The 25996-nt window shown below is 63.6% G+C and carries 28 protein-coding genes and 1 pseudogene; 10 read left to right on the top strand and 19 right to left on the bottom strand.

The annotated features are described in order from the left end of the window. Window positions 1-32 precede the first annotated feature (32 nt). The 4 genes from LB565_RS03790 to fabA form a co-directional block, all read right to left on the bottom strand. On the bottom strand, window positions 33-1586 hold the full coding sequence (locus LB565_RS03790; RefSeq protein ID WP_224581822.1) for a putative bifunctional diguanylate cyclase/phosphodiesterase: 1554 nt from the start codon (window positions 1584-1586) through the stop codon (window positions 33-35). A 102-nt stretch (window positions 1587-1688) separates the two neighbouring features. Further along, the gene (gene fabI / locus LB565_RS03785; protein ID WP_224581821.1) at window positions 1689-2501 is read right to left on the bottom strand and encodes an enoyl-ACP reductase FabI; all 813 of its coding nucleotides are present in this window, start codon (window positions 2499-2501) and stop codon (window positions 1689-1691) included. 29 nt (window positions 2502-2530) lie between these two features. Beyond that, a complete protein-coding gene (gene fabB / locus LB565_RS03780) occupies window positions 2531-3751 on the bottom strand; it encodes a beta-ketoacyl-ACP synthase I (protein ID WP_224581820.1) in 1221 nt (406 codons plus the stop codon). Between the two features lie 115 nt (window positions 3752-3866). Continuing rightward, window positions 3867-4382, bottom strand: a complete 516-nt coding sequence (gene fabA / locus LB565_RS03775; RefSeq protein ID WP_224514067.1) for a 3-hydroxyacyl-[acyl-carrier-protein] dehydratase FabA — start codon at window positions 4380-4382, stop codon at window positions 3867-3869. Window positions 4383-4630: 248 nt separating this feature from the next. Between fabA and irrA the strand changes: the two genes are divergently transcribed. Beyond that, window positions 4631-5062, top strand: a complete 432-nt coding sequence (irrA, locus tag LB565_RS03770; RefSeq protein ID WP_217575399.1) for an iron response transcriptional regulator IrrA — start codon at window positions 4631-4633, stop codon at window positions 5060-5062. A gap of 10 nt (window positions 5063-5072) precedes the next feature. Then, window positions 5073-5465, top strand: a complete 393-nt coding sequence (locus tag LB565_RS03765) for a DUF4260 domain-containing protein (RefSeq protein WP_224581941.1) — start codon at window positions 5073-5075, stop codon at window positions 5463-5465. Here the strand turns inward: LB565_RS03765 and LB565_RS03760 are convergent. After that, window positions 5455-6012 carry an SH3 domain-containing protein gene (locus LB565_RS03760; protein ID WP_224581819.1) on the bottom strand — a complete coding sequence of 186 codons (558 nt, stop codon included), beginning with the start codon at window positions 6010-6012 and terminating at the stop codon, window positions 5455-5457. The genes LB565_RS03765 and LB565_RS03760 overlap by 11 nt on opposite strands. Before the next feature lie 169 nt (window positions 6013-6181). Between LB565_RS03760 and LB565_RS03755 the strand changes: the two genes are divergently transcribed. Next, window positions 6182-7183 (top strand): 2-hydroxyacid dehydrogenase, encoded by a 1002-nt coding sequence (locus LB565_RS03755; RefSeq protein WP_224581818.1) that lies wholly within the window; start codon window positions 6182-6184, stop codon window positions 7181-7183. Here the strand turns inward: LB565_RS03755 and LB565_RS03750 are convergent. The 6 genes from LB565_RS03750 to dnaN all read right to left on the bottom strand — a co-directional run bounded on the left by LB565_RS03750 (window position 7173) and on the right by dnaN (window position 12639). Further along, a complete protein-coding gene (locus LB565_RS03750; RefSeq protein ID WP_224581817.1) occupies window positions 7173-7592 on the bottom strand; it encodes an aconitase X swivel domain-containing protein in 420 nt (139 codons plus the stop codon). The genes LB565_RS03755 and LB565_RS03750 overlap by 11 nt on opposite strands. Further along, window positions 7589-8842 carry an aconitase X gene (locus LB565_RS03745; RefSeq protein WP_224581816.1) on the bottom strand — a complete coding sequence of 418 codons (1254 nt, stop codon included), beginning with the start codon at window positions 8840-8842 and terminating at the stop codon, window positions 7589-7591. The genes LB565_RS03750 and LB565_RS03745 overlap by 4 nt, the downstream gene beginning before the upstream one ends. After that, window positions 8839-9327: a GNAT family N-acetyltransferase gene (locus LB565_RS03740; RefSeq protein WP_224581815.1), complete on the bottom strand. Its 489-nt coding sequence runs from the start codon at window positions 9325-9327 to the stop codon at window positions 8839-8841. Before LB565_RS03740 ends, LB565_RS03745 begins: the two co-directional genes overlap by 4 nt. 4 nt (window positions 9328-9331) lie before the next feature. Next, the gene (locus tag LB565_RS03735; RefSeq protein WP_224581814.1) at window positions 9332-10087 is read right to left on the bottom strand and encodes a molybdopterin-synthase adenylyltransferase MoeB; all 756 of its coding nucleotides are present in this window, start codon (window positions 10085-10087) and stop codon (window positions 9332-9334) included. Between the two features lie 187 nt (window positions 10088-10274). Continuing rightward, complete coding sequence (gene recF, locus LB565_RS03730) at window positions 10275-11438, bottom strand: DNA replication/repair protein RecF (RefSeq protein ID WP_224581813.1); 1164 nt, start codon at window positions 11436-11438, stop codon at window positions 10275-10277. 82 nt (window positions 11439-11520) lie between these two features. Next, the gene (dnaN, locus tag LB565_RS03725) at window positions 11521-12639 is read right to left on the bottom strand and encodes a DNA polymerase III subunit beta (protein ID WP_224581812.1); all 1119 of its coding nucleotides are present in this window, start codon (window positions 12637-12639) and stop codon (window positions 11521-11523) included. On the opposite strand from dnaN, the gene LB565_RS03720 reads away from it, so the two are divergent. Then, window positions 12638-12856, top strand: coding sequence for a hypothetical protein (locus tag LB565_RS03720; RefSeq protein WP_224581811.1), 219 nt, complete (start codon window positions 12638-12640; stop codon window positions 12854-12856). The genes dnaN and LB565_RS03720 overlap by 2 nt on opposite strands. Here the strand turns inward: LB565_RS03720 and dnaA are convergent. From dnaA to LB565_RS03695, 5 genes and pseudogenes are all read right to left on the bottom strand, one after another. Next, window positions 12840-14288 (bottom strand): annotated as a pseudogene (gene dnaA, locus LB565_RS03715) (chromosomal replication initiator protein DnaA); the annotation flags it as partial. The gene LB565_RS03720 and the pseudogene dnaA sit on opposite strands and share 17 nt — an antisense overlap. Before the next feature lie 928 nt (window positions 14289-15216). Next, window positions 15217-15483, bottom strand: a complete 267-nt coding sequence (gene rpsT / locus LB565_RS03710; RefSeq protein ID WP_095819340.1) for a 30S ribosomal protein S20 — start codon at window positions 15481-15483, stop codon at window positions 15217-15219. Between the two features lie 195 nt (window positions 15484-15678). Next, entirely contained in the window at window positions 15679-16452 is a 774-nt protein-coding gene (locus tag LB565_RS03705) for an enoyl-CoA hydratase (protein WP_224581809.1), read from the bottom strand. Window positions 16453-16499: 47 nt separating this feature from the next. Next, the gene (mutM, locus tag LB565_RS03700) at window positions 16500-17390 is read right to left on the bottom strand and encodes a bifunctional DNA-formamidopyrimidine glycosylase/DNA-(apurinic or apyrimidinic site) lyase (protein WP_224581808.1); all 891 of its coding nucleotides are present in this window, start codon (window positions 17388-17390) and stop codon (window positions 16500-16502) included. Continuing rightward, window positions 17383-18621: a phosphopentomutase gene (locus tag LB565_RS03695; protein ID WP_224581807.1), complete on the bottom strand. Its 1239-nt coding sequence runs from the start codon at window positions 18619-18621 to the stop codon at window positions 17383-17385. Before LB565_RS03695 ends, mutM begins: the two co-directional genes overlap by 8 nt. 132 nt (window positions 18622-18753) lie before the next feature. On the opposite strand from LB565_RS03695, the gene LB565_RS03690 reads away from it, so the two are divergent. Then, window positions 18754-19692, top strand: a complete 939-nt coding sequence (locus tag LB565_RS03690; RefSeq protein ID WP_224581806.1) for a phosphate/phosphite/phosphonate ABC transporter substrate-binding protein — start codon at window positions 18754-18756, stop codon at window positions 19690-19692. A gap of 4 nt (window positions 19693-19696) precedes the next feature. Here the strand turns inward: LB565_RS03690 and LB565_RS03685 are convergent, their stop codons facing one another. The 3 genes from LB565_RS03685 to LB565_RS03675 form a co-directional block, all read right to left on the bottom strand. Further along, on the bottom strand, window positions 19697-20308 hold the full coding sequence (locus LB565_RS03685; protein ID WP_224581805.1) for a TadE/TadG family type IV pilus assembly protein: 612 nt from the start codon (window positions 20306-20308) through the stop codon (window positions 19697-19699). Between the two features lie 38 nt (window positions 20309-20346). Then, a complete protein-coding gene (locus tag LB565_RS03680; protein WP_224581804.1) occupies window positions 20347-20940 on the bottom strand; it encodes a TadE/TadG family type IV pilus assembly protein in 594 nt (197 codons plus the stop codon). A 141-nt stretch (window positions 20941-21081) separates the two neighbouring features. Continuing rightward, the gene (locus tag LB565_RS03675; protein WP_224581803.1) at window positions 21082-21504 is read right to left on the bottom strand and encodes a pilus assembly protein N-terminal domain-containing protein; all 423 of its coding nucleotides are present in this window, start codon (window positions 21502-21504) and stop codon (window positions 21082-21084) included. Window positions 21505-21850: 346 nt separating this feature from the next. On the opposite strand from LB565_RS03675, the gene LB565_RS03670 reads away from it, so the two are divergent. From LB565_RS03670 to LB565_RS03650, 5 genes are all read left to right on the top strand, one after another. Continuing rightward, window positions 21851-22030, top strand: coding sequence for a Flp family type IVb pilin (locus LB565_RS03670; RefSeq protein ID WP_224581802.1), 180 nt, complete (start codon window positions 21851-21853; stop codon window positions 22028-22030). A 156-nt stretch (window positions 22031-22186) separates the two neighbouring features. Then, complete coding sequence (locus tag LB565_RS03665) at window positions 22187-22705, top strand: prepilin peptidase (RefSeq protein WP_224581801.1); 519 nt, start codon at window positions 22187-22189, stop codon at window positions 22703-22705. A 226-nt stretch (window positions 22706-22931) separates the two neighbouring features. Further along, a complete protein-coding gene (gene cpaB, locus LB565_RS03660) occupies window positions 22932-23744 on the top strand; it encodes a Flp pilus assembly protein CpaB (protein WP_224581800.1) in 813 nt (270 codons plus the stop codon). Then, on the top strand, window positions 23741-25249 hold the full coding sequence (locus LB565_RS03655) for a type II and III secretion system protein family protein (protein ID WP_224581799.1): 1509 nt from the start codon (window positions 23741-23743) through the stop codon (window positions 25247-25249). Before cpaB ends, LB565_RS03655 begins: the two co-directional genes overlap by 4 nt. 14 nt (window positions 25250-25263) lie before the next feature. Then, a complete protein-coding gene (locus tag LB565_RS03650) occupies window positions 25264-25995 on the top strand; it encodes a CpaD family pilus assembly protein (RefSeq protein WP_224581798.1) in 732 nt (243 codons plus the stop codon). Window position 25996 lies beyond the last annotated feature (1 nt).

The raw sequence follows: 25996 nt of genomic DNA, 5'->3' as shown, positions 1-25996 counted from the left end.
GGCCGGAATTGCGCCAGGAAAAGCGAGGCGCTTTACTGCACGCTGACGATGCGGGCCGGTTCGCGGGTGTCGAAGGCGGGCCGCGCTTCGCCGAGTTCGACCGTGAGCGGCGCCGGCCGGCCGAACAGATAGCCCTGCACAACCTCGCAGCCGGCCGCCTGAAGCAGCGTGGCCTGATTCTCGGTCTCCACGCCCTCGGCGATGATGCCGACGCCCAGCGCCCGCGACAGGCCGACAATGGTCGAAACGATCGCGCCGGAGCTGGAGTCGGTGTCGATGCGGCTGACGAAGGAACGGTCGATCTTCAGCTTGCCGAAAGAGAAGTCGATCAGGTAGCTCAAATTGGAATAGCCCGTGCCGAAATCGTCGACGGCCACGGAGATACCCATCTCGGCAAGCTGCTCCAGGATCGCCGCGGCGCGGTCGCGATCCTGCATCATCGCCGTCTCGGTGACCTCGAGCTCCAGCCGCGACGGCCTGATGCCGGTCGATTCCATCACGTCCCGCACGATGCCGATGAAGTCCCTGGTCATGAACTGGACCGGCGAGATGTTGACGGCGACGAAGCAGTCCTGCGGCAGGAACCGGGCGTCGCCGCAGGCTTTGCGCAGCACCCACTCGCCGATCGGATTGATCATGCCGGTCTCTTCGGCGATCGGAATGAATTCCATCGGCGGGATCATGCCGCGCTCCGGATGCTTCCAGCGGATCAGCGCCTCATAGCCGACGACACGGCCGCTCGGCAGGTTGAGCTGCGGCTGGTAGTGGAGGCTGAAGTCGCCGCGGTCGAAGGCCGTCTTCAGCTCCGACTCGATCCATTGCCGATAATCCGCCACGCGGCCCATATCGGCGTGGAAAACGGACCAGTTGCCAATGCCGCTGGCACGCGCGTTCTGCAGCGCAAGGTTCGAGCGGCGCAGGACCAGGACCGGGTCGACGCCGTCCTTCGGCATCGCCACGATGCCGACCGACAGGCTGACCGACTGCAGATGGCTCCGCAGCTGGTAGGGCTCCATCATCTCGTTGATGAGCTTTTCGATGAGCCGTTCGATCGAACCCCTGATGTCGCAATCCGGCAGCAGCACGCCGAATTCGCCGGCGCCGATACGCCCGATCACCGCGTTTTTCGGTATGTTATCCCTCAGCCTGTCGGTGAAGGCGCGGATCAGCTCGTCGCCCTGGCTGTATCCGATGGCGTCGTTGATCTGCTTGAAGCGGTCGATATCGATGTCGATCAGGAACACCGGCTCGCCGGTTCGAATGGTCGCGGAGGCAGCTTCGGCTATCTTGCCGACCATGGCCTGGCGCGACAAAAGGCCGGTCAGCTTGTCGAAATGGGTTTCCTTGAAGACATAGGCCACCGATTCATCGACGCCCGCGAAGAACGATAGCGCGGCACCGCCGGCGGCTAAAGCGCAGAGCGCTGCGATGATGCCGGCCATCGTTTCGGCCGGCATGCCGGCCATGCCGTCGCCGAAGCCGAACCGCAGCCCCCATAGTCCAAGGATGAAACTGCCCATGCCCGAGCTGGCGATGGTGATCAGCCGGAACAGCGGAGTCCGTTTGGGATTGCTGACTGCGGGCATGCATGGTCCCCGGATTACAGGGCCTTATAGCGGACATCTCCTTAAAATGAGTTTCCCCCGATGCATGCAATTTTACTGGAAGGCTACTATCGCGGCCGCAAATTATTCGCGCATGCCGTCGTTCTGCTTCAATTCCTCCAGTGCCGGCATCGAAACGATGTGATAGCCGGAATCCACATAGTGGATCTCGCCGGTGACGCCCGACGACAGGTCGGAGAGCAGGTAGAGCGCCGAGCCGCCGACTTCGTCGATAGTCACGGTGCGCCGCAAAGGCGAATTGCGCTGCTGGTAGGAGAACATGTGGCGGGCGTCGGACACGCCGGAGCCGGCCAGCGTCCGCACCGGCCCGGCCGAGATGCCGTTCACCCTGATGCCGCGCGGGCCGTAGTCGTTGGCGAGATAGCGCACGCTGGCCTCCAGCCCGGCCTTGGCGACGCCCATGACGTTATAGTTCGGCATCACTCTGACGGAGCCGGCATAGGTGAGGGTGATCATCGAGCCGCCATTGCCCATCAGCGCAGCGGCGTTGCGGGCGATCTCGGTGAAGGAATAGCAGGAGATCACCATGGTGCGCACGAAATTGTCGCGGCTGGTGTCGGCGTAGAGGCCCTTCAGCTCGTTCTTGTCGGAAAAGCCGATGGCGTGCACCACGAAATCCAGCCCGCCCCAGGCTTCACGAAGGGTCTCGAAAGTCGCGGTGACCGAGGCGCTGTCCTCGACATCGCAGGGCACGATCAGCGAGGCGCCCACCTTCTCGGCGAGCGGCTTGACCCGCCGCCCGAAGGCGTCGCCCTGGTAGGTGAAGGCGAGCTCCGCCCCATGTTCCGACAGCCTCTTGGCGATGCCCCAGGCGATCGAATGGTCGTTGGCAACACCCATGACAAGCCCGCGCTTGCCCTTCATCAACCCGTCCATAAAAGGCAATCCTTATAAAAACGCCGGCTTTATGCGGAATAGCGCTGGAAAATCAGCGTTGCGTTGGTGCCACCGAAACCGAAGGAATTGGACAGGACGGTGTCGATCTTGGCATTGTCGATACGCTTGCGCACGATCGGCATGCCTTCGAATTCCGGATCGAGCTCTTCGATATGGGCGCTCTCGCCGATGAAGCCGCCCTGCATCATCAGGATCGAGTAGATCGATTCCTGCACGCCGGCCGCGCCCAGCGAATGGCCGGTGAGCGACTTGGTCGAGGTGATGTAAGGCATCTTGTCGCCGAACACCTCGCGAATGGCGCCCATTTCCTTGGAATCGCCGACCGGCGTCGAGGTGCCGTGGGTGTTGATATAGTCGACCGGCGATGGCACCGTGGCAAGCGCCTGCCGCATGCAGCGGATAGCGCCTTCGCCCGAAGGAGCGACCATGTCGTAGCCGTCGGATGTCGCGCCATAACCGACGATCTCGGCATAGATCTTCGCGCCGCGCGCCTTGGCGTGTTCCAATTCCTCCAGCACCAGCACGCCGGCGCCTCCGGCGATGACGAAGCCGTCGCGGTTGACGTCATAGGCGCGCGAAGCGGCCGATGCATTGTCGTTGAACTTCGACGACATGGCGCCCATGGCGTCGAACAGGTCCGACATGGTCCAGTCGAGGTCCTCGTGGCCGCCGGCAAACATCATATCCTGCTTGCCCCATTGGATCAGCTCATAGGCATTGCCTATGCAATGCGCGGAGGTCGAGCAGGCCGACGAGATCGAGTAGTTGACGCCGTGGATCTTGAACCACGTCGCCAGGGTGGCAGACGCCGTCGACGACATGGCCTTCGGCACGGCGAACGGGCCGATGCGCTTGGGGCTGTTGTTCTTGATCGTGGTTTCGGCCGCTTCGACGATGGTGCGGGTCGAAGGCCCGCCGGAGCCCATCACGATGCCGGTCCGCTCATTGGTGATGTCGCTTTCGCTTAAGCCGGCATCGGCGATCGCCTGATCCATGGCGACGTGGTTCCAGGCCGCGCCCTGGCTCAGGAAACGCATGGCACGACGATCGATCATCGGGGTGGGATCGAGCGTCGGCGCGCCCCAGACCTGGCAGCGGAAGCCGTGTTCGGCGAAGGAATTGGAAAAGCTGATGCCGGATTTGGCATCGTAAAGCGAGCTCTGCACCTCGTTGGCATTGTTGCCGATCGACGACACAATGCCGAGCCCTGTCACTACGACCCGTCTCATTCGCTACTCCTTCCGGCGTATTCGGGCGAAAAACCTAGCCGGTTTTCGCTTTTGATCATACGCAAATAAACTGGCGTGGCGTCCATTGGCTACGCGACGCCGTGGCGAAAAACGGTCAGGCGGCCGGCTGCTTGGACAGACCGACCTTTAGATCCGTAGCCGCGTATATGGGTTCGCCATCCGCCTTGAGCCAGCCATCGGCGATGCCGAGCACCAGCCGGCCCCGCATCACGCGCTTGAAGTCGACGCCGTATTCGACCTTCTTCACCGATGGCGTCACCATGCCCTTGAACTTCACCTCGCCGGTCGAAAGCGCCATGCCTTTGCCCGGTTCGCCCAGCCAGCCGAGATAGAAACCCGTCAACTGCCACATGGCGTCGAGGCCGAGACAGCCCGGCATGATCGGATTGCCGATGAAGTGGCAGGCGAAGAACCAAAGATCCGGCTTGATGTCGAATTCGGCGCGGATGAAGCCCTTGTCGAAAGCGCCGCCGGTCTCGCTGATCTCGGTGATGCGGTCGAACATCAGCATCGGCGGGTAGGGCAGCTGGGCATTGCCCGGACCGAACAGCTCGCCGCGGGCGCAGGCAAGCAGTTCCTCATAATCGTAGCTGGACTTTTGATCCGCCATCAAATTTCTGTCCCCGTGTTCTTTCGCGGGCGGCAGGGCGCCCTTCTCGTTGGTTTCCTAACACACTCTGTTTGCGGCCGGAAACCGGCGTTTGCGCTTAACCCGTGCGCCTGCCCGGGTCAATGCGCGCTATTGATCGCATTTGGACTACAGAATATATGTCGGCTGATGTCCGGTTTTGGCTTTTGACGTCTTTTTGCCATTCTGGACCTGTTGATGGGCTGGGCAGCAAGCTTCGACGCAAAGAGATGGATTCGGGCTACCGGAAGGAAAATGTCGCTGTGGACAAGCGGGTTCGCGAAGCCGGCCTGAGGCCGACGCGTCAGCGCATTGCGCTGGCCGATCTGCTTTTCGCCAAGGGCGACCGCCATCTTTCGGCCGAGGAACTGCACGAAGAGGCGATCGCCGCCGGCGTGCCGGTCTCGCTGGCGACAGTCTACAACGCGCTCCACCAGTTCACCCAGGCTGGCCTGCTGCGCATCCTCGCGGTCGAAGGGTCGAAAACCTATTTCGACACCAACACGTCCGATCACCACCACTTCTACATCGAAGGCGAGAATCGCATTTTCGATATTGAAAGCGGACCGGTGACCGTCTCCAACCTGCCGGCTCCTCCGGAAGGCATGGAGATCGCCAATGTCGACATCGTCGTGAGGCTTCGCCCGAAGCGCGGCGACTGATCCCGTGGCGATGCGGCCCGTCGATTTGATTGTCCGGTTTGAATGGGCCACCGTCGCTGCATTGGCGATCGTTTGCTATGCGATCTCCGGTTTTTCCTGGTGGCTGTTTGCGCTGCTCATCCTTGCGCCGGACCTGTCGATGCTGGGCTATCTCGCCGGGCCAAACGTCGGCGCCGTCACCTACAACGCCTTGCATATCCTGATTGCCCCGCTCGTGCTTCTGCTTGCGGGCGCGCTGCTCGCCGGCCCGATCACGACCGCCGTGGCGCTCATCTGGATCGCGCATATCGCCATCGACCGTGCCCTCGGCTACGGCCTCAAGCTGCCCACCGGTTTTCAGGATACGCATCTCGGCCGCATCGGCCGCGACCGCAACAGCAAGGCTAGCGAACTCAGTTCTTGACCTTCTCGCCGGGATAGGCGCCCCACACCTGCGACTGCGCCATCCAGCCGGTGTGGCCGTCGAAGGTCATCTCGCACCATTGGCCGTCGCATTTCTTGATCGAGCCGATCACGCCCGGCTCGATGATGGCGATCACACCCGCATCCTTGTCGGGCTCGTCGAGCAGGTTGATTCGCCCGCCCTTGCCGCGCTGCCAGGGCGCGACGATCGCGGTGCGGCGGCCCGAGAGCAGCGACTGGTTGATCCAGCCCTCCGCGCCGTCGGCGTCGCGCACGCGGCGCCAGGTGTCGAACTCCTGGATGACCTCCATCGGCAGGCCGGCCTTCAGATACATCCAGTTGACGGAATAATTGGCGCCGGGGCCGACGCGAGAATTGACGCGGGCCGGCTTCAGGCTGACGAAGCGCGGCAGCGGCAGGCCGCTCGGCCCAAGCGTTATGGTTTGAGCCGGCGCGGCCGCGCCTTGCGCCAAAGCCTGCGGCGCGCAAAGCAGGGCGCCGAGAATGGCTGCGCTGAAGGCCAGGCGAAGTGACGCGAAACCAGACACTTTCGTTCCTTTCGGCGCCGGTCCGTCGGGATGAGCGCCCCTTTTTCTTTGTCTTCGGCGGCACCGCTTGTTACAGGAGTGGGCTGATGCCGCGACTGGCTACAAGTTTCGCCGGTCTTGGTTAAAGAGGTCTCAACGAGATCGGTTTCGAGGAAGCTTCGGGGATAAAATGGCAGGCAAAAAACGGCCCCTCGTCGTCATCACGCGCAAGCTGCCCGATCCGGTCGAAACGCGCATGCGCGAGCTGTTCGACGCAAGGCTGAATGTCGAGGACCGGCCGATGACCCAGCCGGAGCTCGTCGCGGCGGTCAAGGAAGCCGATGTGCTGGTCCCCACCATCACCGACCATATCGACGCCGCGCTGATCGCCCAGGCCGGCGAAAACCTCAAGCTGATCGCGAATTTCGGCAACGGCGTCGACAAGATCGATGTCGCGGCCGCCGCCAAGAAAGGCATCACTGTCACCAACACGCCCAATGTGCTCACCGAAGACACCGCCGATATGACCATGGCGCTGATGCTCGCCGTGCCGCGCAGGCTCGCCGAAGGCGCCAATGTGCTGACGGGCGAGAAGAAATGGGCCGGCTGGTCGCCGACCTGGATGCTTGGCCGGCGCATCTGGGGCAAACGTCTCGGCATCGTCGGCATGGGCCGCATCGGCACGGCGGTTGCCAGGCGGGCCAAGGCCTTCGGCTTGTCGATCCACTACCACAACCGGCACCGCGTGCTGCCCGCCGTCGAGGAGGAACTGGAGGCGACCTATTGGGAAAGCCTCGACCAGATGCTGGCCCGCATGGACATCATCTCGGTCAACTGCCCGTCGACGCCGGCGACGTTCCACCTTTTGTCCGGCCGCCGCCTCGCGCTGATGCAGCCTTCGGCCTATATCGTCAACACCGCGCGCGGCGATATCATTGACGAGGAATCGCTGATCAAGCTCATCCATGACGGCAAGATCGCCGGAGCCGGCCTCGACGTCTACGAGCATGAGCCGGCGCTGAACAGCAAGCTCTTAAGGCTTGCCGCCAAGGGCAAGGTGGTGCTTTTGCCGCATATGGGCTCGGCCACGCTCGAGGGCCGCATCGACATGGGCGAGAAGGTGATCATCAACATCCGCGCCTTCTTCGACGGCCACCGCCCGCCGGACCGCGTGCTGCCGCTCAGGACCTGAGGCTTATTCGCCTGAGAGCGCCATCCTCGGCTATTCTCACCCTGCCGCCATAGGTTTCGAACGCGTCTCGGCCAAGCCGCACCGCCATCGGCGTTTCCCAGCCCATCTCACGGGCAACGATCAGGCCAAGCAGCAGGATGGCGTCCGGCTCGTGCAGCACCAGGCCGGCCGGCGCCCGGCCATTATGGACCAGCTCCATCAGCACCGCCGAAGCGGATGACGAGCCGATCGTGCCCGGCAGGAACAGCACCCGGCCGGCGATGATTTCGCCATGCTGCGGATGGCGGACATCGGCGATGCGGCCTGTTTTCGGGTCGACGCCGCCCCAGAAGCTGATCGGCGCCGTCAGCACCAGCGCTTCGCCTTCGCCCGCCTTGCCCGGCACCAGGATTTCGGCTGCTGCGCTCATGCGGCGATATCCGTGAAGACCGGCTTGCCGAGGACCGCGCTTTCGACGCAATCGGCGAGCGAGGCGTAGAGCACCGCATAGCCGGTGTTGCCCGGCGCGTAATGCGCGAACTTGCCCGAATTGGTCATCAGCACGCCGTTGCCGAGCTCCGGCATGATCGGCGTCACCACCACACATGTATCGGCGACGATGACGACCCCGCTCGCCTCGAGCCTTTTTCGCCGGCCGTCCCGCTCCAGCGGAGCAAGCGCGTGACGGCCGGTGCAGGCATAGATCGGGACAGTGAGCCGCCGCCCGGCGATCAGCCGTTCCAGGCTCTCGAACTCGGCGTTCGACAGATGCGGGCTGCCGATCGCCACCGCGTCGATGGTCTTGGTCGCTGCCGCGGTCGACAGGCCCGCGCGGGCCTTAGCCGCCATGCCGGGCGTTACGCGGATCACCGCTTCCGGCTCCGGCCCGGCCAGAATGGTTTCGATGTCGGGAGCCTCGGGCGTCACGCCGGCAATGTGGAACAGGCCGACCGCGCCGGACGATGCGGCCGCCGCGCCGAAGGCTTTCAGCGCGTCTTCGCCGGGATGAGCGGCCAAGCCGGCGACGACGCCGATCGCATTGCCCACCTCGCGGCCATAGAGGCTGCCCAGCACTGGCCAGGCGATCTCCGAGGCAAGGAAGGATGGCGAGAGGCCCGAGACATCGAAAACGAGCCGGGCACGGCGATTGTCAGGCCGGTGCAGGCCGTAATCCGGCGCGCGGCCGGTGATGGCGCAGGCAATATCCAGGAAATCGCCATAGCGGTTGGTGCGCGCGCCCAGCACCGAATTGCAGAAGACGACCGCGTTGGACTCGCCCCAGGCCACGTCGCTGCCGAGCGCGGGCCTGTGTCCGGCCTGATAGGGCGCGCAGGTCCAGCTCTGCTCGCAGCCCAGCTTGCGATAGGCCTCCATCATCCGCCGCGCCATGCCGCGCTGCGGCTCTTCCAGGCGGATACGCGAGCAACCCATCAGGTCGAGCGCCCCGACATTGAGGGTCGAGCGTACCGCGACCTTCGCACCGCCTTCGACCAGTTTTTCGGCGAACAGCGTGCCGGAATCCCCGTGGTACAGCGCGCCATCGATATGGCTGGAGGCGATCGGAATCAGCCGCGGCGCGCCGAGCAGGCGAGCGCTTTCGGCGACGATGCGCATCGCCATGCCCGGGCCGTCCTGCTTGGCGGCGATCGCCTGTTCTTCCGGGCTGAGCGAAAGGCTCAAGACAGCACCTTGCGCATGGTGATGGAGGTCGGCCTGTCATAGCCCTCATGCGCCGTGCGCTCGGCCTCGCAAAAGCCGAGCCGGGCGAAGGCAGCATGGTTTGCCTTCAGTTCGATGCGGGTCTGCAGCTCGATCGCATCCTTGCCGCGTTCTCGGGCGAGATCCTCGACCGCCCGCATCAGCCGGGTTCCGACGCCTTGGCCCTGGAGCCGCGGCTCGACCGCGAGCTTGCCGACATAGAAATCCGGCGCCCGTTCCAGCGCGAAGACGCAGCCGACGATGCGGCCGTTTTCGAGGGCCAGAAGCCCGGTTTCCCGTTTCGCCTTCGCGGCAAGCGCCTCGGCGGTCAAAAGATGCGCCGAGGAGGGCGGGTCGATGACACCGTCCATATAGGCAAAGGCGCGCCGGATCAGCGCGAGCAGGTCGTCCCATCGATCGAAATCCGCTGGAAGGCCGGTTATGGAGATGCCGACGTTCTGGTCCATGCGCTCAGACGGCCTTGTAGCGGATGGTGTCGAAGCGGGCCGTCAGCCCGTCATAGAGCAGCAGCCGGCCGATCAGCGGCTCGCCTATGCCGGTGATCAGCTTGATCGCTTCCATCGCCTCCAGCGTGCCGATGACGCCCGTCAGCGCGCCGACGATGCCGGCAACCGCGCAGGACGGCACCAGCCCTTCGGGCGGAGCTTCCGGAAACAGGTCGCGATAGCTCGGATTGCGTTTGCCGTCCGCGCCCGTCTCGAACGGCTTCAGCACCGTTACCGAGCCGTCGAAACGGCCGACGGCCGCGGTGACGAGGGGTTTCTTCTCACTGGCGCAGGCATCGGCGGCCGCGTAGCGCGTTTCGAAATTGTCGGAGCCGTCGACAACGACATCGTAGCGCGCGACGAGGGCAGGGGCGTTCTTTTCCGTCAGCCTCAGGCGATGCGATTCCACCGTGACGTTGGGGTTGACGCGCATGATCGCCGCGGCGGCGCTGTCGGTCTTGGCCATGCCGATCGTGTCGCTGCCATGGATGACCTGCCGCTGCAGGTTGGATAGCGAAACCGTGTCGTCATCGACGATGCCGAGCGTGCCGACGCCGGCAGCGGCAAGATATTCGAGCACCGGCGCGCCGAGCCCGCCGGCGCCGATCACCAGCACCCGCGCCCGTTTCAGCTTCTGCTGGCCCGGCCCGCCGATCTCCGGCAGCACGATGTGGCGGGCATAGCGTTCGAGCTCTTCGTCGGTCAGGGCGGCGTCGGTCATGGCTGGACCTTATAGCGGCGAGAAAATCTTGTCATGCACATGCAAGGCGGAGGCTTGTACGGGCAAAGCGAAGCTTTGTCCCGCCGGGCAAGCACGGGCAAAGCGAAGCTTTGTCCCGCCGGGCAAGCACGGGCAAAGCGAAGCTTTGTCCCGCCGGGCTACCACTACGCCCGCTTGCTTCAGGCGATCAGCCGGTTGGCTCGACGCTGCCGTGATCGACCGTCAGGAATTGCGCTCTGCCGGCAAGGCTCGAAAACAAGGCGACATCCGTGCCGGTCATGAAGGCCTGGCAGTTCAGGTCTTCCAGGATCGAGAACAAGGCCGCGCGCCGGCCCGCGTCGAGATGCGCGGCGATCTCGTCCAGGAGAAGGATCGGCGTCAGTCCCGACATCTCGCCGGTCAACCTGGCATGCGACAGCACGATGCCGACCAGCAGCGCCTTCTGCTCGCCGGTCGAGCACAGTTCCGCCGGCATCGACTTCGGCCGGTGCCGCACCACGAGGTCGGAACGATGCGGACCGTCCAGCGTGCGGCCGGCGGCACGGTCGCGCTCGCGGCCGTTGGCAAGCGCGCGGCGGAAGCGCTCCTCGACATCGACAGCCGGCGCGACGGCGACCTCGCTCTCCAGGTCCCCCGAGAGACTAATGTCGGCCTGCGGAAACGGCCCGCTGCCGGGCAATCTGTCGATCATGGCGGCAAGCAGCCGCACCAGCTCGGCCCGCGCTGCGGCGATCGCCACCCCGGTCTCGGCCATCTGCGTTTCGATCGCGTCGAACCAGGCGCCGTCGCGGGAACCTTCGGTAAGCAGGCGGTTACGGCCGCGCATTGCTTTCTCGTAGTCGAGCGCGCGCTGGCCATGGCCGGGGTCGATCGCCAGCACCAGCCGATCGAGGAAGCGGCGGCGGTCCGCCGCCGGCCCGGGAAACAGCCCGTCCATCGCCGGCGTCAGCCAGACGACCCGCAGCCATTCCAGCATATCCTCGGACGATCGCGCCGGCGCGCCGTTGATCCGCACCTTCCTGCCGCCTTCGCCGGCGGCGTCGCCGCCTGACATGCCGGTGCCGATCTCGACCTCTCCTTCCGGTCCCTCGATGCGCGCATACAAGGCGAAGCCGCCATCGCCGCCTTCGCGCGCGACATCCGCATAGGGCGCGCGGCGCAGGCCCCGACCGGGTGTCAGGAACGAGATCGCTTCCAGGAGATTGGTCTTGCCCGCGCCATTGTCGCCCGACAACACCACCGCGCCAGGCGCAAGGTCGAGCGAAAGCTCCGCGTAGTTGCGGAAGTTCGTAAGTGTTAGCTTACTTAAATAGCTTTGCTGCTGCCGAAGCAGTTTCGCATCCGCGGTCACGGCGACACATCGGGTTGGCTAGAGCAATTCCAGGAAAAGTGCACAGCGGTTTTCCGTCCGGAATTGCGCCGACAAAGACATCCTAGACCCGCATCGGCATCAGCACATAGAGCGCGGTTTCGTCGGCCATGTCGTGGATCAGCGTCGGCGAGCCGGCGTCGGCCAGCATGAACTTGGCCTCGGAACCTGTGAGCTGGGCGGCGACGTCGAGCAGGTATTTGGCGTTGAAGCCGATCTCGATCGGATCCGACGAATAGTCCGCCGCCAGTTCCTCGGTGGCGCTGCCGGAGTCGGGATTGTTGACGGCCAAGGTCAGCTGGCCGTCATTGATCGACAGTTTCACCGCCCGGCCGCGCTCGGAGGAAATGGTCGAAACGCGGTCTACCGCCGCGGCGAAGCTCTGGCGGTCGATGATCAGCTTCTTGTCGTTGCCGGTCGGGATGACACGCTGATAGTCGGGGAAGGTGCCGTCGATCAGCTTCGAGGTCAAAACCACACTGCCGATGGTAAAGCGGATCTTGGTGTCCGACAGCTCCGTGGTCACCGCCACATCGGGATCGTCGACCAGCTTCTGCAGCTCGCTCACCGTCTTGCGCGGAATGATGATGCCGGGCATGCCTTCGGAGCCCGCCGGCGCATCGATCTCGGCCCGCGCCAGGCGATGCCCGTCCGTCGCCACCGAGCGCAGCTTCAATTTGCCGCCCACCTCATGCGTGTGCAGGAAGATGCCGTTGAGATAGTAGCGCGTCTCCTCGGTGGAGATGGCGAACTGGGTCTTGTCGATCAGCCCCTTGAGCGCCGCCGATTCCAGCCGGAAGATATGCGAGAACGAACCGGCCGAAAGCTCCGGGAAATCGGATTGCGGCAGGCACTGCAGACGGAAGCTCGAACGGCCGGAGGTGACGGTCATCGCGTTGCCGTCCTCGTCCGTCTTCAGCATCACCTCGGCGCCGTCGGAAAGCTTGCGCACGATGTCGTAGAGCAGATGCGCCGGCACCGTCGTCGCGCCGGCTCGCTCGACCTTGGCGGGCGTCGCCTCCGTCACTTCGAGGTCGAGGTCGGTGGCCTTCATCTCAAGGCTGGCGCCCTCGGCGCTGAGCAGCACGTTGGACAGGATCGGAATGGTGTTGCGCCGCTCGACCACGCGGTGGACGTGGTTGAGGGACTTCAGGAGGTTTGACCGTTCCAGGATAACACGCATGACGAACAGGCTCGCTTCAATGAATGAACGGGTCACCGGCAGACGGTATCCCGCGAAAGCGCTGAAAGGCTTCCAGAATCTCCGTAAGCTGACAGTAAAAAACCTGCAAAGGCAAGCCCGCGGCGCCGGTTTCGGCCGGCAGCGCGGGCCTTCTGGGGATAAAGCCGGCGAAGCATGCCGCCGGCTGTTTGTGCGCCCCTTCAGGCTTGGTCGTTGATCAGCCTTCTGAGCAGTTCGAGTTCCTGCGCCAGCGTGTTGTCCCCGCCCGAAAGGTCCTCGATCTTGCGCACGGCATGCAGCACCGTCGTGTGATCGCGGCCGCCGAAGCGCCGCCCGATCTCCGGCAATGAGCGCGGCGTCATCACCTTCGACAGATACATCGCCACCTGCCGCGGCTTGACGATCGTGCGCGTGCGCCGGTTGGACAGAAGCTCCGTCTTCGACACGTTGTAGTGGCGCGCCACGATGCGCTGGATATCCTCGATGCGCACCCGCTTCGGCTCGCCGGAGCGGTAGATGTGACCGAGGATCTCGTCGATGCGGTCGATGGTGATCTGCGGCTCGAAGGACTGGCGGAACAGAAGCTGGTTGAAGGCGCCTTCGAGCTCGCGTCCGCTGCCGGTCACCGTGCGCGCGACATGCTCCAGGATTTCGTCCGATATATCGAGCGAGGTGTCATCGGTCTTGGCGGTGGCGCGGCGCAGCTTCAGCATGCCGAGCCGCATGGCGAAATCCGGCGTCGACATTTCCAGCGCCACGCCGCCATTCAGACGTGAACGCACGCGCGGCTCCAGCGATTCCAATTCCGACGGCGGCCGGTCGGCCGCGACCACGACCTGTTTGGCGCTGTCGAGCAGCATGTTGATGAGGTGGCAGAATTCGTGCTGGATCGACTTGCCCTGCAGAAACTGCATATCGTCGATGATCAGCAGATCGATGTCGCGCAACTGCTCTTTCAGCGTCAGCGCGTTGTTGTCGCGGATCGCGGTGGCGAAGCGCCACATGAAATATTCCGCGGTCAGGTAGACGACGCGCGACTTCGGGTTTTGCCGCAGCGATTCCGCCGCGATCGCTTGCAGCAGGTGCGTCTTGCCGAGCCCGACGGTCGCATGCAGGAAAAGCGGGTTGAAACGGACCGCGCTCGACTGCGATTCCGCCACCGCCCTGGCCGCCGCGAAGGCCACTCTGTTCGACGGTCCCTCGATGAAGGAGGCGAAGGTGTAGCGGGGGTCGAGCGGCGACCCCAGCACATTGTGGCGGAACTCCGGTTCCGCGGACGCGCCCTGGCGCGGCGCCGGAGCCCGTGGTTCCACGCGCCCGGTGCTCGCGGTGCCGTTGGCGAGCGCGGTATGCGTGTGCTTTGTCATCTTGCGCGCCGGCGCCACTTCCGGCTCGACAGGGTTGCGCCCCTGGCGCGTCGCGGTGCGCACGACGATCTCGATCTTGAGCACGTCCGGATCCTCATGCCGCCACAGCTCCGCAATGAGCTCGAGATAGTGGCCGTTGATCCAGGACCGCAGGAACGCTGTAGGCACGGAGATACGGACAACGCCGCGGGACGCCTCGGCGACCTTCATGCGACCGAACCAGCTCGAATAGACCTCGGCTCCAAGACGCGCCTTCAGCTGTGCCTTGACCCGTTCGAACTTCTGTTCCGCGTCGCTGGATACCGCCACGTCGCCCCCTCCGACAAAAGTTGCTGGAAATGGGAGCTCGCCCGCTATCTCCCTCTCGATGCCGCTTTGCATGATCCAAGTCCCTTGTTCTTCTCGTACCCTTTTCCACCGGGGATGCGCCTCCTGCATCCTTGGTCCGGCGACCTCATTCAGCCGCGATGCCATTGCCGCCGCGGCAATGTCGTCACAACTCGCGCAAGGGACCAGCTGCCGGCTCCGCACGCCGGCTTCCGACAACGACAAGGCAATGCATCACCCTCCGGCGGAAACGCCGGTGAGACATCGACTGCCATGTACAATTACGCCAGTCCCCTACCCGCACCGAAGAGACAAACCAAGCCGCACGCGGAATTGCTCCACGTCATGAATTCCGCCATTTTGTGCTGGCCGATTCAGGCTGGGTCAGGGGCTAGAGCCCGTCCCTTCGATGGATGGACATTACCGAAATCGCTGTGGATAGGGCAAGGCCACATCTAACGGTTTTTTAACGAATCTGGTTACCGGAAATCGGATGCCGGCACGGCACGTTTTGACAAAGCCATTGTGATTCAAACCCTTTTCCGGCGAATATGAAAAAGGCCGCCTGAAACGAAATATTCTGAAATAATTCTCTTGACAGCTACTTCTCCCCCGTCGCTCGGGCGCGCGTTGAACAAGCTGTGGATGACCCGTCGTAAGTCTCTGAAAAAGCTATGGTTTTTCTGCCAGGCAAATTAGGGCAGCTGCCGCGGGGAGGGCTTGCCGCTATCAACGGCGCTGAATATGCCGGCAAAACATTACTGCCATTGGAATCGCGTCACAAGCGTTGCTCTCGCGCAATTTTTTTAAGTACTTGCCGGCAAACGAAAAAACCCGGCCTGCGCGGCCGGGTTCCACATCGACGGATCGAGGATTAGTTCGGTCAGGCCGACAGCGTCTTGACCCGCTGGGCCAGCCGCGAAACCTTGCGGGAAGCCGTGTTCTTGTGGACGACGCCCTTGGTGGCGGCGCGCATCAATTCCGGCTCCGCTGCCTTGAAGGCTTCCACCGCCGCGGCCTTGTCGCCGGCGGCCAGCGCCTCTTCGACCTTGCGGACATAGGAGCGGACGCGCGAGCGGCGGTTCTTGTTGACCGCCGCGCGGCGGGCGATCTTGCGCGTTGCCTTTTTGGCCGAAGACGTGTTGGCCATGATGCCTCTCTTCTGATCTGGTGGGCGCCAGCGGGGTGCCGCAGGGCGCAAAAAACAAACGGGCAGCCACGGGCCGCCTCGGTTGGTGCGGCTTATAGTTCAGCTTTTCCGGCGCGTCAACGCCACTTGGCGGTCTTTTTGGAGACGGAAAGCGCGGTGCGTCATGACCCGCCTTCAGTCATTGCGCAACGCACCCTAGCGGTTGCTGAAATTCGGCTTCCGCTTCTCGACAAACGCAGCCATGCCTTCCTTCTGGTCGTCGAGCGCAAACAGCGAATGGAACAGACGGCGCTCGAAGCGCAGCCCTTCGGCGAGCGTCGTCTCGTAAGCGCGGTTGACGGCCTCCTTGGTCATCATCACCGATGGCAGCGAGAACTCGGCGATCTTGGCCGCCGCCTTCAGCGCTTCCTCGGTGAGCTCTGCGACCGGCACCACCCGCGATACCAGCCCGCTCCGCTCGGCTTCGGCCGCGTCCATCATCCGCCCGGTCAGGCACATGTCCATCGCCTTCGATTTGCCGACGAAGCGGGTCAGCCGCTGCGATCCGCCCATGCCCGGCATGACGCCGAGCGTGATTTCGGGCTGGCCGAATTTGGCATTGTCGCCGGCGATGATGAAGTCGCACATCATGGCAAGCTCGCAGCCGCCGCCGAGTGCATAGCCGGCCACTGCCGCGATGATGGGCTTGCGCGTGCGCGTGAATTCCTCCCAGCCGACGAAGAAGTCCTGCGTGTAGGCGTCGGCGAAGGACATCGCCTGCATTTCCTTGATGTCGGCGCCCGCGGCAAACGCCTTTTCAGAGCCCGTAAGCACCATCGCGCCGATGCCGGGATCGGCATTGAACGCGCTCGCCGCCGCCACGACCTCCGCAAGAACTTGCGAGTTCAGCGCATTGAGTGCCTTGGGCCGGTTCAGCGTGATCAGCCCGACCTTGCCGCGTGTTTCCGCGAGAATGGTTTCATAGGTCATGGTTCGCTTCCTTCCGCGGCAGTGGGATGATCGATATCGTTCCTAGCTTACCGCTGACAGGTCCGGCAATAAAAGGTCGAGCGGCCGCTTTGCACGATGCGCTCGACGTGGCCGCGGCAGCCCGGCTTCTGGCACGGCTCCCCCTCGCGATCGTAGACCGCGAAGGAATGCTGGAAATAGCCGAGCGATCCGTCGGCCTGGACATAGTCGCGCAGCGAGGAGCCGCCGGCGGCGATCGCATCGGCGATGACAGAGCGGATCGCCTCGGCAAGGCGCTCGCTTTGTTCTTTCGCCTTCTTGGCCGACCCGGCGATGGTGCCGGCTTCGCGCAGCGGCGAGAGCCCGGCGCGCCACAGTGCTTCCGAGACATATATATTGCCGAGCCCGGCAATCAGCCGCTGATCGAGCAGCGCCGCCTTGAGCGGCGATCTGCGATCCTTCAGCAGCGAGGCGAGCAGGGGGCCGTCGAACGCGTTGCCGGTTGGCTCGATGCCGAGTCCCGCCAGCATCGGATGCGTGTCCGGCGCGCCTTCGGCAAACAGCATGAAGCCGAAGCGGCGCGGGTCGTTGAAGATGACGCGAGAGCGCTCGCCTTTTTCCGAGGCGACATCGAACACCACATGGTCGTGCGCCGCGCTCTTCGAACGTTCGTGATGGAAGATACCGGGGATGTCGCTGCTCTCGGCGGCCTCGACTCGGAACGATCCCGACATGCCGAGATGGCAGATCAGGATCGGACCGTCTTCCATATGCATTGTCAGATATTTGGCGCGCCGGCCAAGCGCCGTCACGGTCTTGCCGGTAAGCCGCTCCGAAAAGCGTTCGGGAAAAGGAAAGCGAAGGTCGGGCCTGCGTGCCTCGACCTTGACGAGCCGCGCGCCTTCCAGGACCGGCTGCAGTCCGCGCCGGACCGTCTCGACTTCAGGCAGTTCAGGCATGGCCGTCTATCGTTGCAAGGAAGGACGTCCCATGGCGACCGGTTGCCAGGCCGAGATGATCCGCGACGGTTTCGCCGATATCGGCGAAGGTCGGCCTCAGCCCGATATCGCCGCCCTTCAGCCCCGGCCCGATACCGATCACCGGGACGCGTTCGCGCGTATGGTCGGTGCCGCGCCAGGTCGGATCGTTGCCATGGTCGGCGGTCAGGATGAGCAGGTCGCCAGGCCTGATGCGCGACAGCGCCTCCGGCAGCCGGCGGTCGAAGGCTTCGAGCGCGGCGGCATAGCCGGCGACATCGCGCCGGTGGCCGAACTCGGTGTCGAAATCGACGAAATTGGCAAAGACCAGGTCGCCATCGCCGGCGTCGTCCATGGCGCCGAGCGCCTTGTCGAACATCGCCATGTTGCCGCCGGCCTTGCGCACCTCCGAAATGCCGCGATGAGCGAAGATGTCGCCGATCTTGCCGACGGCGATGACCTTGCTGCCGCGCTCCGTCAGCCGGTCGAGCAGGGTCGGCTCCGGTGGCGGCACTGCATAGTCGCGGCGATTGTGGGTGCGCTGGAACGTAGCGGGCGTCTCGCCCACGAATGGCCTCGCGATCACCCGCCCGATCTTGAGCGGATCGACCAGCCGGCGCACCGTGAGGCACAGGTCATAAAGCCGCTCCAGGCCGAAATGCGTTTCATGCGCGGCGATCTGCAGCACGGAATCGACCGACGTATAGCAGATCGGTCTGCCGGTGCGGATATGCTCTTCGCCGAGCCGCTCGATGATCTCGGTTCCGGGCGCATGGCAATTGCCGAGAATGCCAGGCAGCTTGCCCTCGCGGATGATCGCGTCGGTCAGCTCGGCCGGGAAGGTCGGCACCGTGTCGGGGAAATAGCCCCAGTCGAACCGCACCGGCAGGCCGGCGATCTCCCAGTGGCCGGACGGCGTATCCTTGCCGCTCGACACTTCCTGGGCGGCGCCATGGAAGACCGAGGCGATCGGCGGCGCGTCAACGCCCGTTCTCAATCCCGTTGCGGTTTGCGCTGCCAGGCCAAGTCCGAGCGACATCATGTTGGGCACCGCGAGCGGCCCGTTGCGCAGCCCTTGCCGATCAGCACGACCATCGGCGCAGGCCTGAAAAATATGTCCGAACGTGTCGGCGCCGGCATCGCCATAGCGTTCGGCGTCGGCCGCGCCGCCGATGCCGAAAGAATCGAGAACAAACAGGAACGCGCGCGCCATGGGTATCTTTGTTGTCAGTCCTGACTGCCAGACATAAGGTTCCCCGGCGGTGTTGGCAAATCGGAAACCAAACCGCAACGGCTTGGTGCCATAGTTGCGGCGAGGCGCGGATGCGGCGGGAGCGAAGCGGGTATGGCAAGGCGCGGCAAAACCGCGGTAAGGCAGGCCGTGAAGGCGTGCGCGGCCGCTCTCGCGGCGTTCGGCGCTGCCTCATGGCCGGCACGCGCCGACTGGCGTGGCGATATCGGTACGTTCCGCATCGGCATCGTCGCCGAACCGGGCGGCGGCAACACCGTTCCGGGGCTCGCGCGCCTGAGCGATGCCTATGCCAATGCGCTCGGCATGAAGGTCGAGTTCGTCGTTGCGCGCGACTACGCGGCGCTGATCGAGGCACAGGCGAGTGGACGCGTGCAATATGCGCTCTATTCCGCTCTCGCCTACGCCACGGCTTCGGAGCGCTGCGGCTGTGTCGAGCCGCTGGTGGCGCCGGTCGATGCCGACGGCGCCGTTGGCATCCGTTCCATCCTGGTGACGCGCGACGGCAAAGTGCCGGCTTTCGCAACAATGGCCTCGCACCGGATTGCGATCGCGCCCGCCGACAACGTCGGCGGTTCTCTGCTGCCGCTGGCGGCGCTATCGGCCGAAGGCGTCAAGATCGCAGGCGATTCGCCCTTCCTGGCGCGTGCCGCTTCAGCCACCGCGGCCGAGACGATGCTGGCCGGCGGCGAAGCGGATGCCCTGTTCGGCTGGGAGCCGGCCGGTGCCGACGGCCAGCCCAGCCGTTCCGACGGCACGGTCGCGCGGCTGGAGGCGGCTGGCATCCCTCAAGCGTCGCTTCGCGTTTTGTGGACTTCGGGCCTCTTGCGCTACGGGCCGCACGCCGTGCGCAGCGATCTCGACCCTGAGGCAAAGCGCCGGCTGACGGTCTTCCTGACCAATCTCAAGTCACAGACGCCCGATGTGTACGACCTGCTGGAGCGGGCGCATTCCGGTGGTTTTGGGCCTGCCGCGAAGAAGGACTATGCGATGGCGATAGCGATCGTGCGGCAGGAAACGATTGGGCAGGAATAGCGTGTCAGCAGTCGCTGCAGGATATCGTAGGGGAACGGCGCGGCCTTAGATAGTAGGTTTCGCTCATCGATATGTTGCTGAAAGCCGAGGTCAGCCCGAGCCCCTGCGAATTGCTGGCGGACCAGGTGATGATCGGTTTGTAGCCGAGGTCGCTCTCGACGCGGACCAGGAAGGTGTTGCGGATGTTCAGCGTCGCCGGCACCGTGGTGATCGAGTTCACGGCCGCGTCGGCGCTGTAGGTGGTGCCCACCAGCTTGCGCGACCATGCAACCTGCACCCTTGGCGACGCTTCGTCCGTGATCTGTATTCCCGTGATGATGATCGTCGGCAATGAACGGTTGTACGGCTGCAGCGTCGATGTGCCGATCTTCATCATTGCATCGAGGTTGGCCTTCACGACGGTCTGCTGCTGCGTGACGAGATCCGCGACCATGCTGCCGATGCGGCTGACCTTCTTGCTGGTCTCGATGGCCTGCGAAGCCTCCATCGTGATGAAATACATGATCAGGAGAACCGGTACGATGAACGCGAACTCGATTGCCGCGACGCCGCGGCGATCGCGGCAAAACCGCTCCACCTTTGCCGAAATCCCCCGGAGTGCCCCCGCACTATGCATACCGTCCTCCACGCCGCGGCTTTAGCCGTCGAGCAGCCTCAATTGTTGTCGAATGGCTCGTTCTGCCAGGTCACCGATGCGAAATGCAGCGTGTTGCCGTCCTTCAGATTGGCCATCGACCGGGCCAGGAAGTCGGTCATCACCGGCCATTTGTAGAACACCCGCAACATGTTGATGGACTCTGCCAATCCGGGCGAGACCGTGAAGGTCATCGAGTTGGTGCCCTGCACCAGCACGATGTCGCCGTCGACGATCTTGAAGCCTGCCGTGGCGGCGTCGGCGAAACTCGGATATTCGCGCAAATCGACCAGCAATCCCGGGCAGCCCTGAGCCACCATGATCTCAAGCCTGCTGCAGATCAGCTGCTTGATGGAGGCTTCGGTGACGTTCGTCTTCTGCAACTGCCCGGTCCGCAACTGGCGGGCGACATCGTCGGTGACGTTGGCCATCACCTCCTGGCCGGCGAACGAAATGCAGCTCTCGAGGATGGCGAAGACGAGAAGCGCGAATGGGATGGCCAGCAGCGCGAATTCCATCGCCGTGCTGCCGCGCCTGTCGCTGAAAAAGCCGGGGCGCGATCTGGCGCGCGCCTTGCTGTCCGTGCCGTTGCCGGATGTGGCATCCTTGCTCATATTGCGTTCCTGCCGATCCCTTTGCGGTACCGGCGGCAAGGTTAGCGAAAACCCATTGAGTTCCGGTTTGGATGATCGTTAAATTCGCCGGGCAAGCTTTAATCTGCCTTTAATGCCCGTGGGGTTCGCCCTTTGCAGGCGTCAGTGCCCGGCGCTCATCTCGGATTCGGAAGCCTTCTCGGCCTCGCTCTTGAACGCGCTCTCGCAATAGGGCGTGCAGGACATGGTCTGGACTTCGGCGCGTCTGTAGATGCGCACCGAGGAGGCGGCCTGTCGCACGACGGTCACCTGTTCATCGATGATCGGGCTGCCGTCGGAATCGAGCACGACCATATTGGTGACACCGAAGCCCTTGCCGGTGAGAACGATGGTCGAGGCGTCCTGCACGGAGGCGTCGGCGATCGCCGGGTTGCCGATGACGACCGTGTCGGCCGCGCGTGACAATTTGACGATCTTCGCCTGGTTCATGGTGACTTCTATGCCCGCGCCGGCCTTGGCCGGCATGACCAAGGCGGCGATTGCCAACAGCGCGGCGGCTGGAAACAGCGATCTCGACAACGTCATTGAAGCGCTCCGGGCGGGCAGATTCTTCAACGGAACATGAACGAGATTGGTGAAGCAACGGTTAAACCGGACCCGGCATGATTAAGGATCGCCTGCACGGTGCGCCATGCGTCCATGGCGCTTGCTGTTTTAGGAACATTGCACAAGCGCCGGTTTCCCGGGAACCCGGGCTCCCTGGCGATGTTTAGGCCACGATTAACCACACAGCGCGTTCACCACCGGAAAGGAATCGCTAAGGCTGTTTATTAAGCCGATTGAAACGGCTTCTTCCTAAATTTGCAGCATCCGATCAACCGCGAAGAGAAGTTGACGGAAGTGCTGCAACACGTGGAGTAGGAGCTCTCGAATGTCTAATCTCATTGCACGTTTCGTGAAAGACGAATCCGGCGCGACCGCCATCGAATACGGTCTGATCGCCGCTCTCATCGCACTCGCCATCATGATCGGCGCCGGAGCGCTCGGCACCTCGCTGAACGCCAAGTTCAAGAACATTGCCGACACGCTTAACGGCGCAGGCAATCCGTAACAGGCTGCGGTATCGCGCCTTTCGAACAAGGAGAAAAGGGCCGCCGCTGGTGGCCCTTTTTCATGCAGTCGGCCGATTTTGATCGTCAGGCCTCATCGATCGTTAATCCGGCGCGCCTAGGATGCCGCTGAAACCTTGCCACGGGCCGCCGCATCCATGCTTGAAGCCGTGATCTTCGTCGTCTTTCCTTTCTGCATGCTGTTCGCTGCGGTCTCGGACACCTTGTCGATGACGATCGCCAACCGCGTTCCCGTGTTGCTGGTGGCCACATTCGCGCTTGTCGCGCCGCTCACCGGGATGGACTGGGCAACCTATGGCTGGCACTTCGCTGCCGGCGCCCTCGTGCTCGCGATGACGTTCGGCCTTTTTGCGCTCGGCGGCATGGGCGGCGGCGACGCCAAGCTTCTGGCCGCGACCGCTCTATGGATGGGCCTCAACATCAACCTGATCGGCTATCTGGTGACATCGGCTTTCATCGGCGGCCTGCTTACGGCGGCAATCCTTGCTTACCGGAAATCGCCGCTCTCCATGTACACCGGCCACAACCGATTCCTGCGCCATTTCGCCGACGAGAGCGTTGGCATCCCATATGGCATTGCGCTCGGCGCGGGTGGGCTGATCACCTTCCCGGATTCGCCGCTGATGGTGTGGGCGCTGGAGAGGCTCACGACATAGGCCTGGCGACGTCGATGTCGGCGATCCCCGGCGGCTTGATCGCCTCTGTCAGATCGGAGGGCGGCTTGGCCGCCCTTTTTTGTTAACGGCAGGCCGTTCCGTCTAATTTGAGTAAACCTTAAATTAATCACGATCGTAAGTATTGCATTAACCTTGTTTTGACGATTGCAGCTGCAAAGTCCGGCCTGGCGAGGTGGTTTGCCTTGAGGCGAAGGGTTTCGGACGAATGCCAGCATCCCGATTGATTATTCTGGGCGTGGCTGCGATCGCGGCGGGTGGCGCGGGCTATGTGGCGAAGAACATGGTCGTGGCGCCGCCGCCTCAGGTCGTCGTCGATGCGCCCAAGCAGCCGGCAATCGCGCTGCAGGATGTGCTGGTGCTTTCCGGCGACGTGGCGATGGGCAGCCAGCTCGGCAACAATATCAACTGGGAACAATGGCCGGCCGATGGCGTCAACGCCAATTTCATCACGCGCGCCGCCGAGCCTGACGCGATCGAAAAGCTCAAAGGCTCGGTCGCCCGCGTTGCCATGTATGCCGGCGAACCTTTGCGGCGCTCCAAGCTGGTCGGCGAGGGGCAGAGCTTCATGTCGTCGATCCTGCCTTCCGGCATGCGCGCCGTCGCGACCGCGATATCGGCCGATACGTCCGCCGGCGGCTTCATCCTGCCCAACGACTTCGTCGACGTCATCATGACCCGCCGCGCCGACACCGGCAATGGCGGCAGCGGTTTCAACACCTCGACGATTCTCAAGAACATCCGCGTCCTGGCCATCGACCAGACCATCCAGGAAGACGAGGAGGGCAAGAAGACCCGAGTCGGCCAGACTGCGACGCTGGAACTGACGCCGCAGCAGGCGGAGATCATCACGGTGGCGCAGCAGATGGCGGACCGCCTGACGCTTGCGCTGCGCCCGATCACCGACATCCATGAAAAGGTTACGGACGAAGCCGACTATCTGGTCAACGGCAATGGCCGGCGCGGAACGGTGCGTCTGATCAAGTCGGGCGAGGTTTCCGAGGTGGGAGCAAGGAAATGACGCTAAACGGTAAACTGCTGCCCGTCCTGGCCGCCGCGGCGATCGGTTTTTTCCTGGTCGGCACCAGCGCTCCGGGATTGGTCGAAGCCAAGGCCGCGACCGCCGGCGTGTCGGCTTCCGTCGCCACGCAGCGCGTCAAGCTCGGCCTTAACAAATCCGTGGTCATCGATTTGCCGAGCGACGCCTATGACATCCTTGTCGCCAATCCGGCGGTTGCCGATGCCGTGACGCGCACGGCGCGGCGCATCTACCTGTTCGGCAAGGCGGTCGGCGAAACCAACATCTTTGTTTTCGGTCCCAATGGAGAGCAGATCGTCAGCCTGGATCTGGCCGTCGAGCGCGACGTCGCCGGGCTGGAAGACTATCTGAAGCGCTTCATTCCGTCCTCGCAGATCAAGGTCGAGCTGCTCAACGATAACGTCGTCCTGACGGGCATGGTCGACACGCCCCTCGATGCCAAACGCGCCGTCGACCTGGCAACCATCTTCGTGTCCGGCGGCGAAGCGACGACCGGTCAATATTCGCAGACGGCCGCCGGCGGCTCGGTCAATGGCGGCGTCGACATCAACAATCCTGATCAGGAGCGCCGCGTCTCCAAGATCGTCAACCTCCTGCAGATCATCGGCGACGACCAGGTGACGCTTAAGGTCACTGTCGCCGAAGTCAGCCGCTCGGTGATGAAGCAGCTCGGCGTCAACATGGTGGGCAGCGGTGGCAGCAACGGCATCAGCTATGGTGCGATCAGCGACACTTTCCCGGGGTTGGGCAAGCCACTGTCCAGCTCAGGCTTGAGCTTCGCCACGTCATCCCTCCAAGGCACCATCAACGCCATGGAGCAGTCCGGGGCCATGAAAACATTGGCGGAACCAACGCTAACGGCCGTCTCCGGTGAGAAAGCGACGTTCAAGGTCGGCGGCGAATACAACATGGTGACCTCCGTCACCAGCAACAAATCGGCAGATAATCAGAATGCCGACAGAACCTGGACGTCATCGAAGGTCGACTATGGCATAGGACTGGAATTCCAACCGGTGGTGCTGTCGGCTGGCCGTATCAGCCTGAAGGTAAGGACCGCGGTGTCGGAGCCGACGACGGAAGGCTCCGTTGCATTTGGCGACACCAATATCATATCGCTGCGCAAGCGCTTGGCGGATACGACCGTGGAGCTGCCTTCCGGAGGATCGATGATGATCGCCGGACTTGTTCGTGACGATGTGCGCCAGGCCCTCAACGGCATGCCTGGCCTGACAAAGATACCGGTCCTCGGCGCTCTATTTCGCAGCCGCGATTTCGTGCGCAACGAAAGCGAGCTCGTCATCATCATCACGCCTTACCTGGTCAAGCCTGTTGCACGCAACGATCTGGCGAAGCCGGATGACAATTTCAATCCTGCGAGCGACGGCGCCGGCATGTTCCTTGGCCGCGTCAACCGCGTCTACGGCACCATGCAGACCGACAGACCGCCGGGTCGTTACCACGGCGTCGTCGGCTTCATCTACAAATGAGTAGGAATGCGGATATGTCCAAGTCAGCATCGAAGGTCATGACGGTCCGGACAGCATCCGGCATCGCGAGGTTCCGTCGGCAGGTGGTCCCGGCACTGGCGGTCATGCTTGCCGCGTCGCTCGCAGGTTGTGCAAACCGTGACAGCGTCACGGTCGGGTCGATTCCGGACGATTACCGCACGACCCATCCGATCGTCATCGCCGAGAAGAACCAGAAGATCGACCTGCCGGTCGGCGCCGGCGATCGCGGCATGACCGGCGCGCAGCGCGATACGCTGCTGGGCTTTCTCGACGGCTATGACAAGAGCGCCGCGCCGGCTCTCACGATCGCGATGCCGGTCGGGTCCGCCAACGAGGTTGCCGCCCGATCGGCTGGCCGCGATTTTGCCAGGCTCGCCATGGCGGCGGGCGTGAAGCGCAACCGCATCGTCATGACCTTCTATCAGTCCGCGGTGCCCGAAGCGTCCGCGCCGGTGCGCGTCGCCTTCGTCGCGGTGCGGGCCCAAACCGACAAATGCGGCCGCTGGCCGGATGATATCCTGGAGACCTCTGAGAACAAGCACTATGCCGACTTCGGCTGCTCGTATCAAAACAACCTCGCGGCTCAAGTCGCCAATCCCAACGATCTGATCGGGCCGCGCAAGCAGTCCGACATCGACGCCGAAAATCGTGGCGCGGTGATCGACAAATACCGCGCCAGGGGCATCTCGGACGAGTTCCTCGGCAATTCGGAAGTAACCTACTAAG

This window comes from Mesorhizobium sp. CA14, assembly GCF_020165195.1.
In the GTDB taxonomy this organism is placed as follows: domain Bacteria; phylum Pseudomonadota; class Alphaproteobacteria; order Rhizobiales; family Rhizobiaceae; genus Mesorhizobium.
The sequence above is the reverse complement of the archived record's forward strand: the minus strand, read 5'-3'. Positions and strand labels throughout refer to the sequence as shown.

Bases quoted from the DNA above. Each gene is read 5' to 3' on its own strand.
- LB565_RS03695 (WP_224581807.1), bottom strand. From the start codon at position 18,621: ATGGCGCGCGCGTTCCTGTTTGTTCTCGATTCTTTCGGCATCGGCGGC.
- LB565_RS03765 (WP_224581941.1), top strand. From the start codon at position 5,073: ATGCGGCCCGTCGATTTGATTGTCCGGTTTGAATGGGCCACCGTCGCT.
- LB565_RS03720 (WP_224581811.1), top strand. From the start codon at position 12,638: ATGACGAACAGGCTCGCTTCAATGAATGAACGGGTCACCGGCAGACGG.
- irrA (WP_217575399.1), top strand. From the start codon at position 4,631: ATGGATTCGGGCTACCGGAAGGAAAATGTCGCTGTGGACAAGCGGGTT.
- LB565_RS03675 (WP_224581803.1), bottom strand. From the start codon at position 21,504: ATGACGTTGTCGAGATCGCTGTTTCCAGCCGCCGCGCTGTTGGCAATC.
- fabI (WP_224581821.1), bottom strand. From the start codon at position 2,501: ATGGACGGGTTGATGAAGGGCAAGCGCGGGCTTGTCATGGGTGTTGCC.
- LB565_RS03755 (WP_224581818.1), top strand. From the start codon at position 6,182: ATGGCAGGCAAAAAACGGCCCCTCGTCGTCATCACGCGCAAGCTGCCC.
- LB565_RS03740 (WP_224581815.1), bottom strand. From the start codon at position 9,327: ATGGACCAGAACGTCGGCATCTCCATAACCGGCCTTCCAGCGGATTTC.
- mutM (WP_224581808.1), bottom strand. From the start codon at position 17,390: ATGCCTGAACTGCCTGAAGTCGAGACGGTCCGGCGCGGACTGCAGCCG.
- LB565_RS03665 (WP_224581801.1), top strand. From the start codon at position 22,187: ATGCTTGAAGCCGTGATCTTCGTCGTCTTTCCTTTCTGCATGCTGTTC.
- LB565_RS03685 (WP_224581805.1), bottom strand. From the start codon at position 20,308: ATGCATAGTGCGGGGGCACTCCGGGGGATTTCGGCAAAGGTGGAGCGG.
- fabA (WP_224514067.1), bottom strand. From the start codon at position 4,382: ATGGCGGATCAAAAGTCCAGCTACGATTATGAGGAACTGCTTGCCTGC.
- LB565_RS03790 (WP_224581822.1), bottom strand. From the start codon at position 1,586: ATGCCCGCAGTCAGCAATCCCAAACGGACTCCGCTGTTCCGGCTGATC.
- fabB (WP_224581820.1), bottom strand. From the start codon at position 3,751: ATGAGACGGGTCGTAGTGACAGGGCTCGGCATTGTGTCGTCGATCGGC.
- cpaB (WP_224581800.1), top strand. From the start codon at position 22,932: ATGCCAGCATCCCGATTGATTATTCTGGGCGTGGCTGCGATCGCGGCG.
- LB565_RS03705 (WP_224581809.1), bottom strand. From the start codon at position 16,452: ATGACCTATGAAACCATTCTCGCGGAAACACGCGGCAAGGTCGGGCTG.
- LB565_RS03750 (WP_224581817.1), bottom strand. From the start codon at position 7,592: ATGAGCGCAGCAGCCGAAATCCTGGTGCCGGGCAAGGCGGGCGAAGGC.
- LB565_RS03735 (WP_224581814.1), bottom strand. From the start codon at position 10,087: ATGACCGACGCCGCCCTGACCGACGAAGAGCTCGAACGCTATGCCCGC.
- rpsT (WP_095819340.1), bottom strand. From the start codon at position 15,483: ATGGCCAACACGTCTTCGGCCAAAAAGGCAACGCGCAAGATCGCCCGC.
- LB565_RS03650 (WP_224581798.1), top strand. From the start codon at position 25,264: ATGTCCAAGTCAGCATCGAAGGTCATGACGGTCCGGACAGCATCCGGC.
- dnaN (WP_224581812.1), bottom strand. From the start codon at position 12,639: ATGCGTGTTATCCTGGAACGGTCAAACCTCCTGAAGTCCCTCAACCAC.
- LB565_RS03655 (WP_224581799.1), top strand. From the start codon at position 23,741: ATGACGCTAAACGGTAAACTGCTGCCCGTCCTGGCCGCCGCGGCGATC.
- LB565_RS03680 (WP_224581804.1), bottom strand. From the start codon at position 20,940: ATGAGCAAGGATGCCACATCCGGCAACGGCACGGACAGCAAGGCGCGC.
- LB565_RS03670 (WP_224581802.1), top strand. From the start codon at position 21,851: ATGTCTAATCTCATTGCACGTTTCGTGAAAGACGAATCCGGCGCGACC.
- LB565_RS03690 (WP_224581806.1), top strand. From the start codon at position 18,754: ATGGCAAGGCGCGGCAAAACCGCGGTAAGGCAGGCCGTGAAGGCGTGC.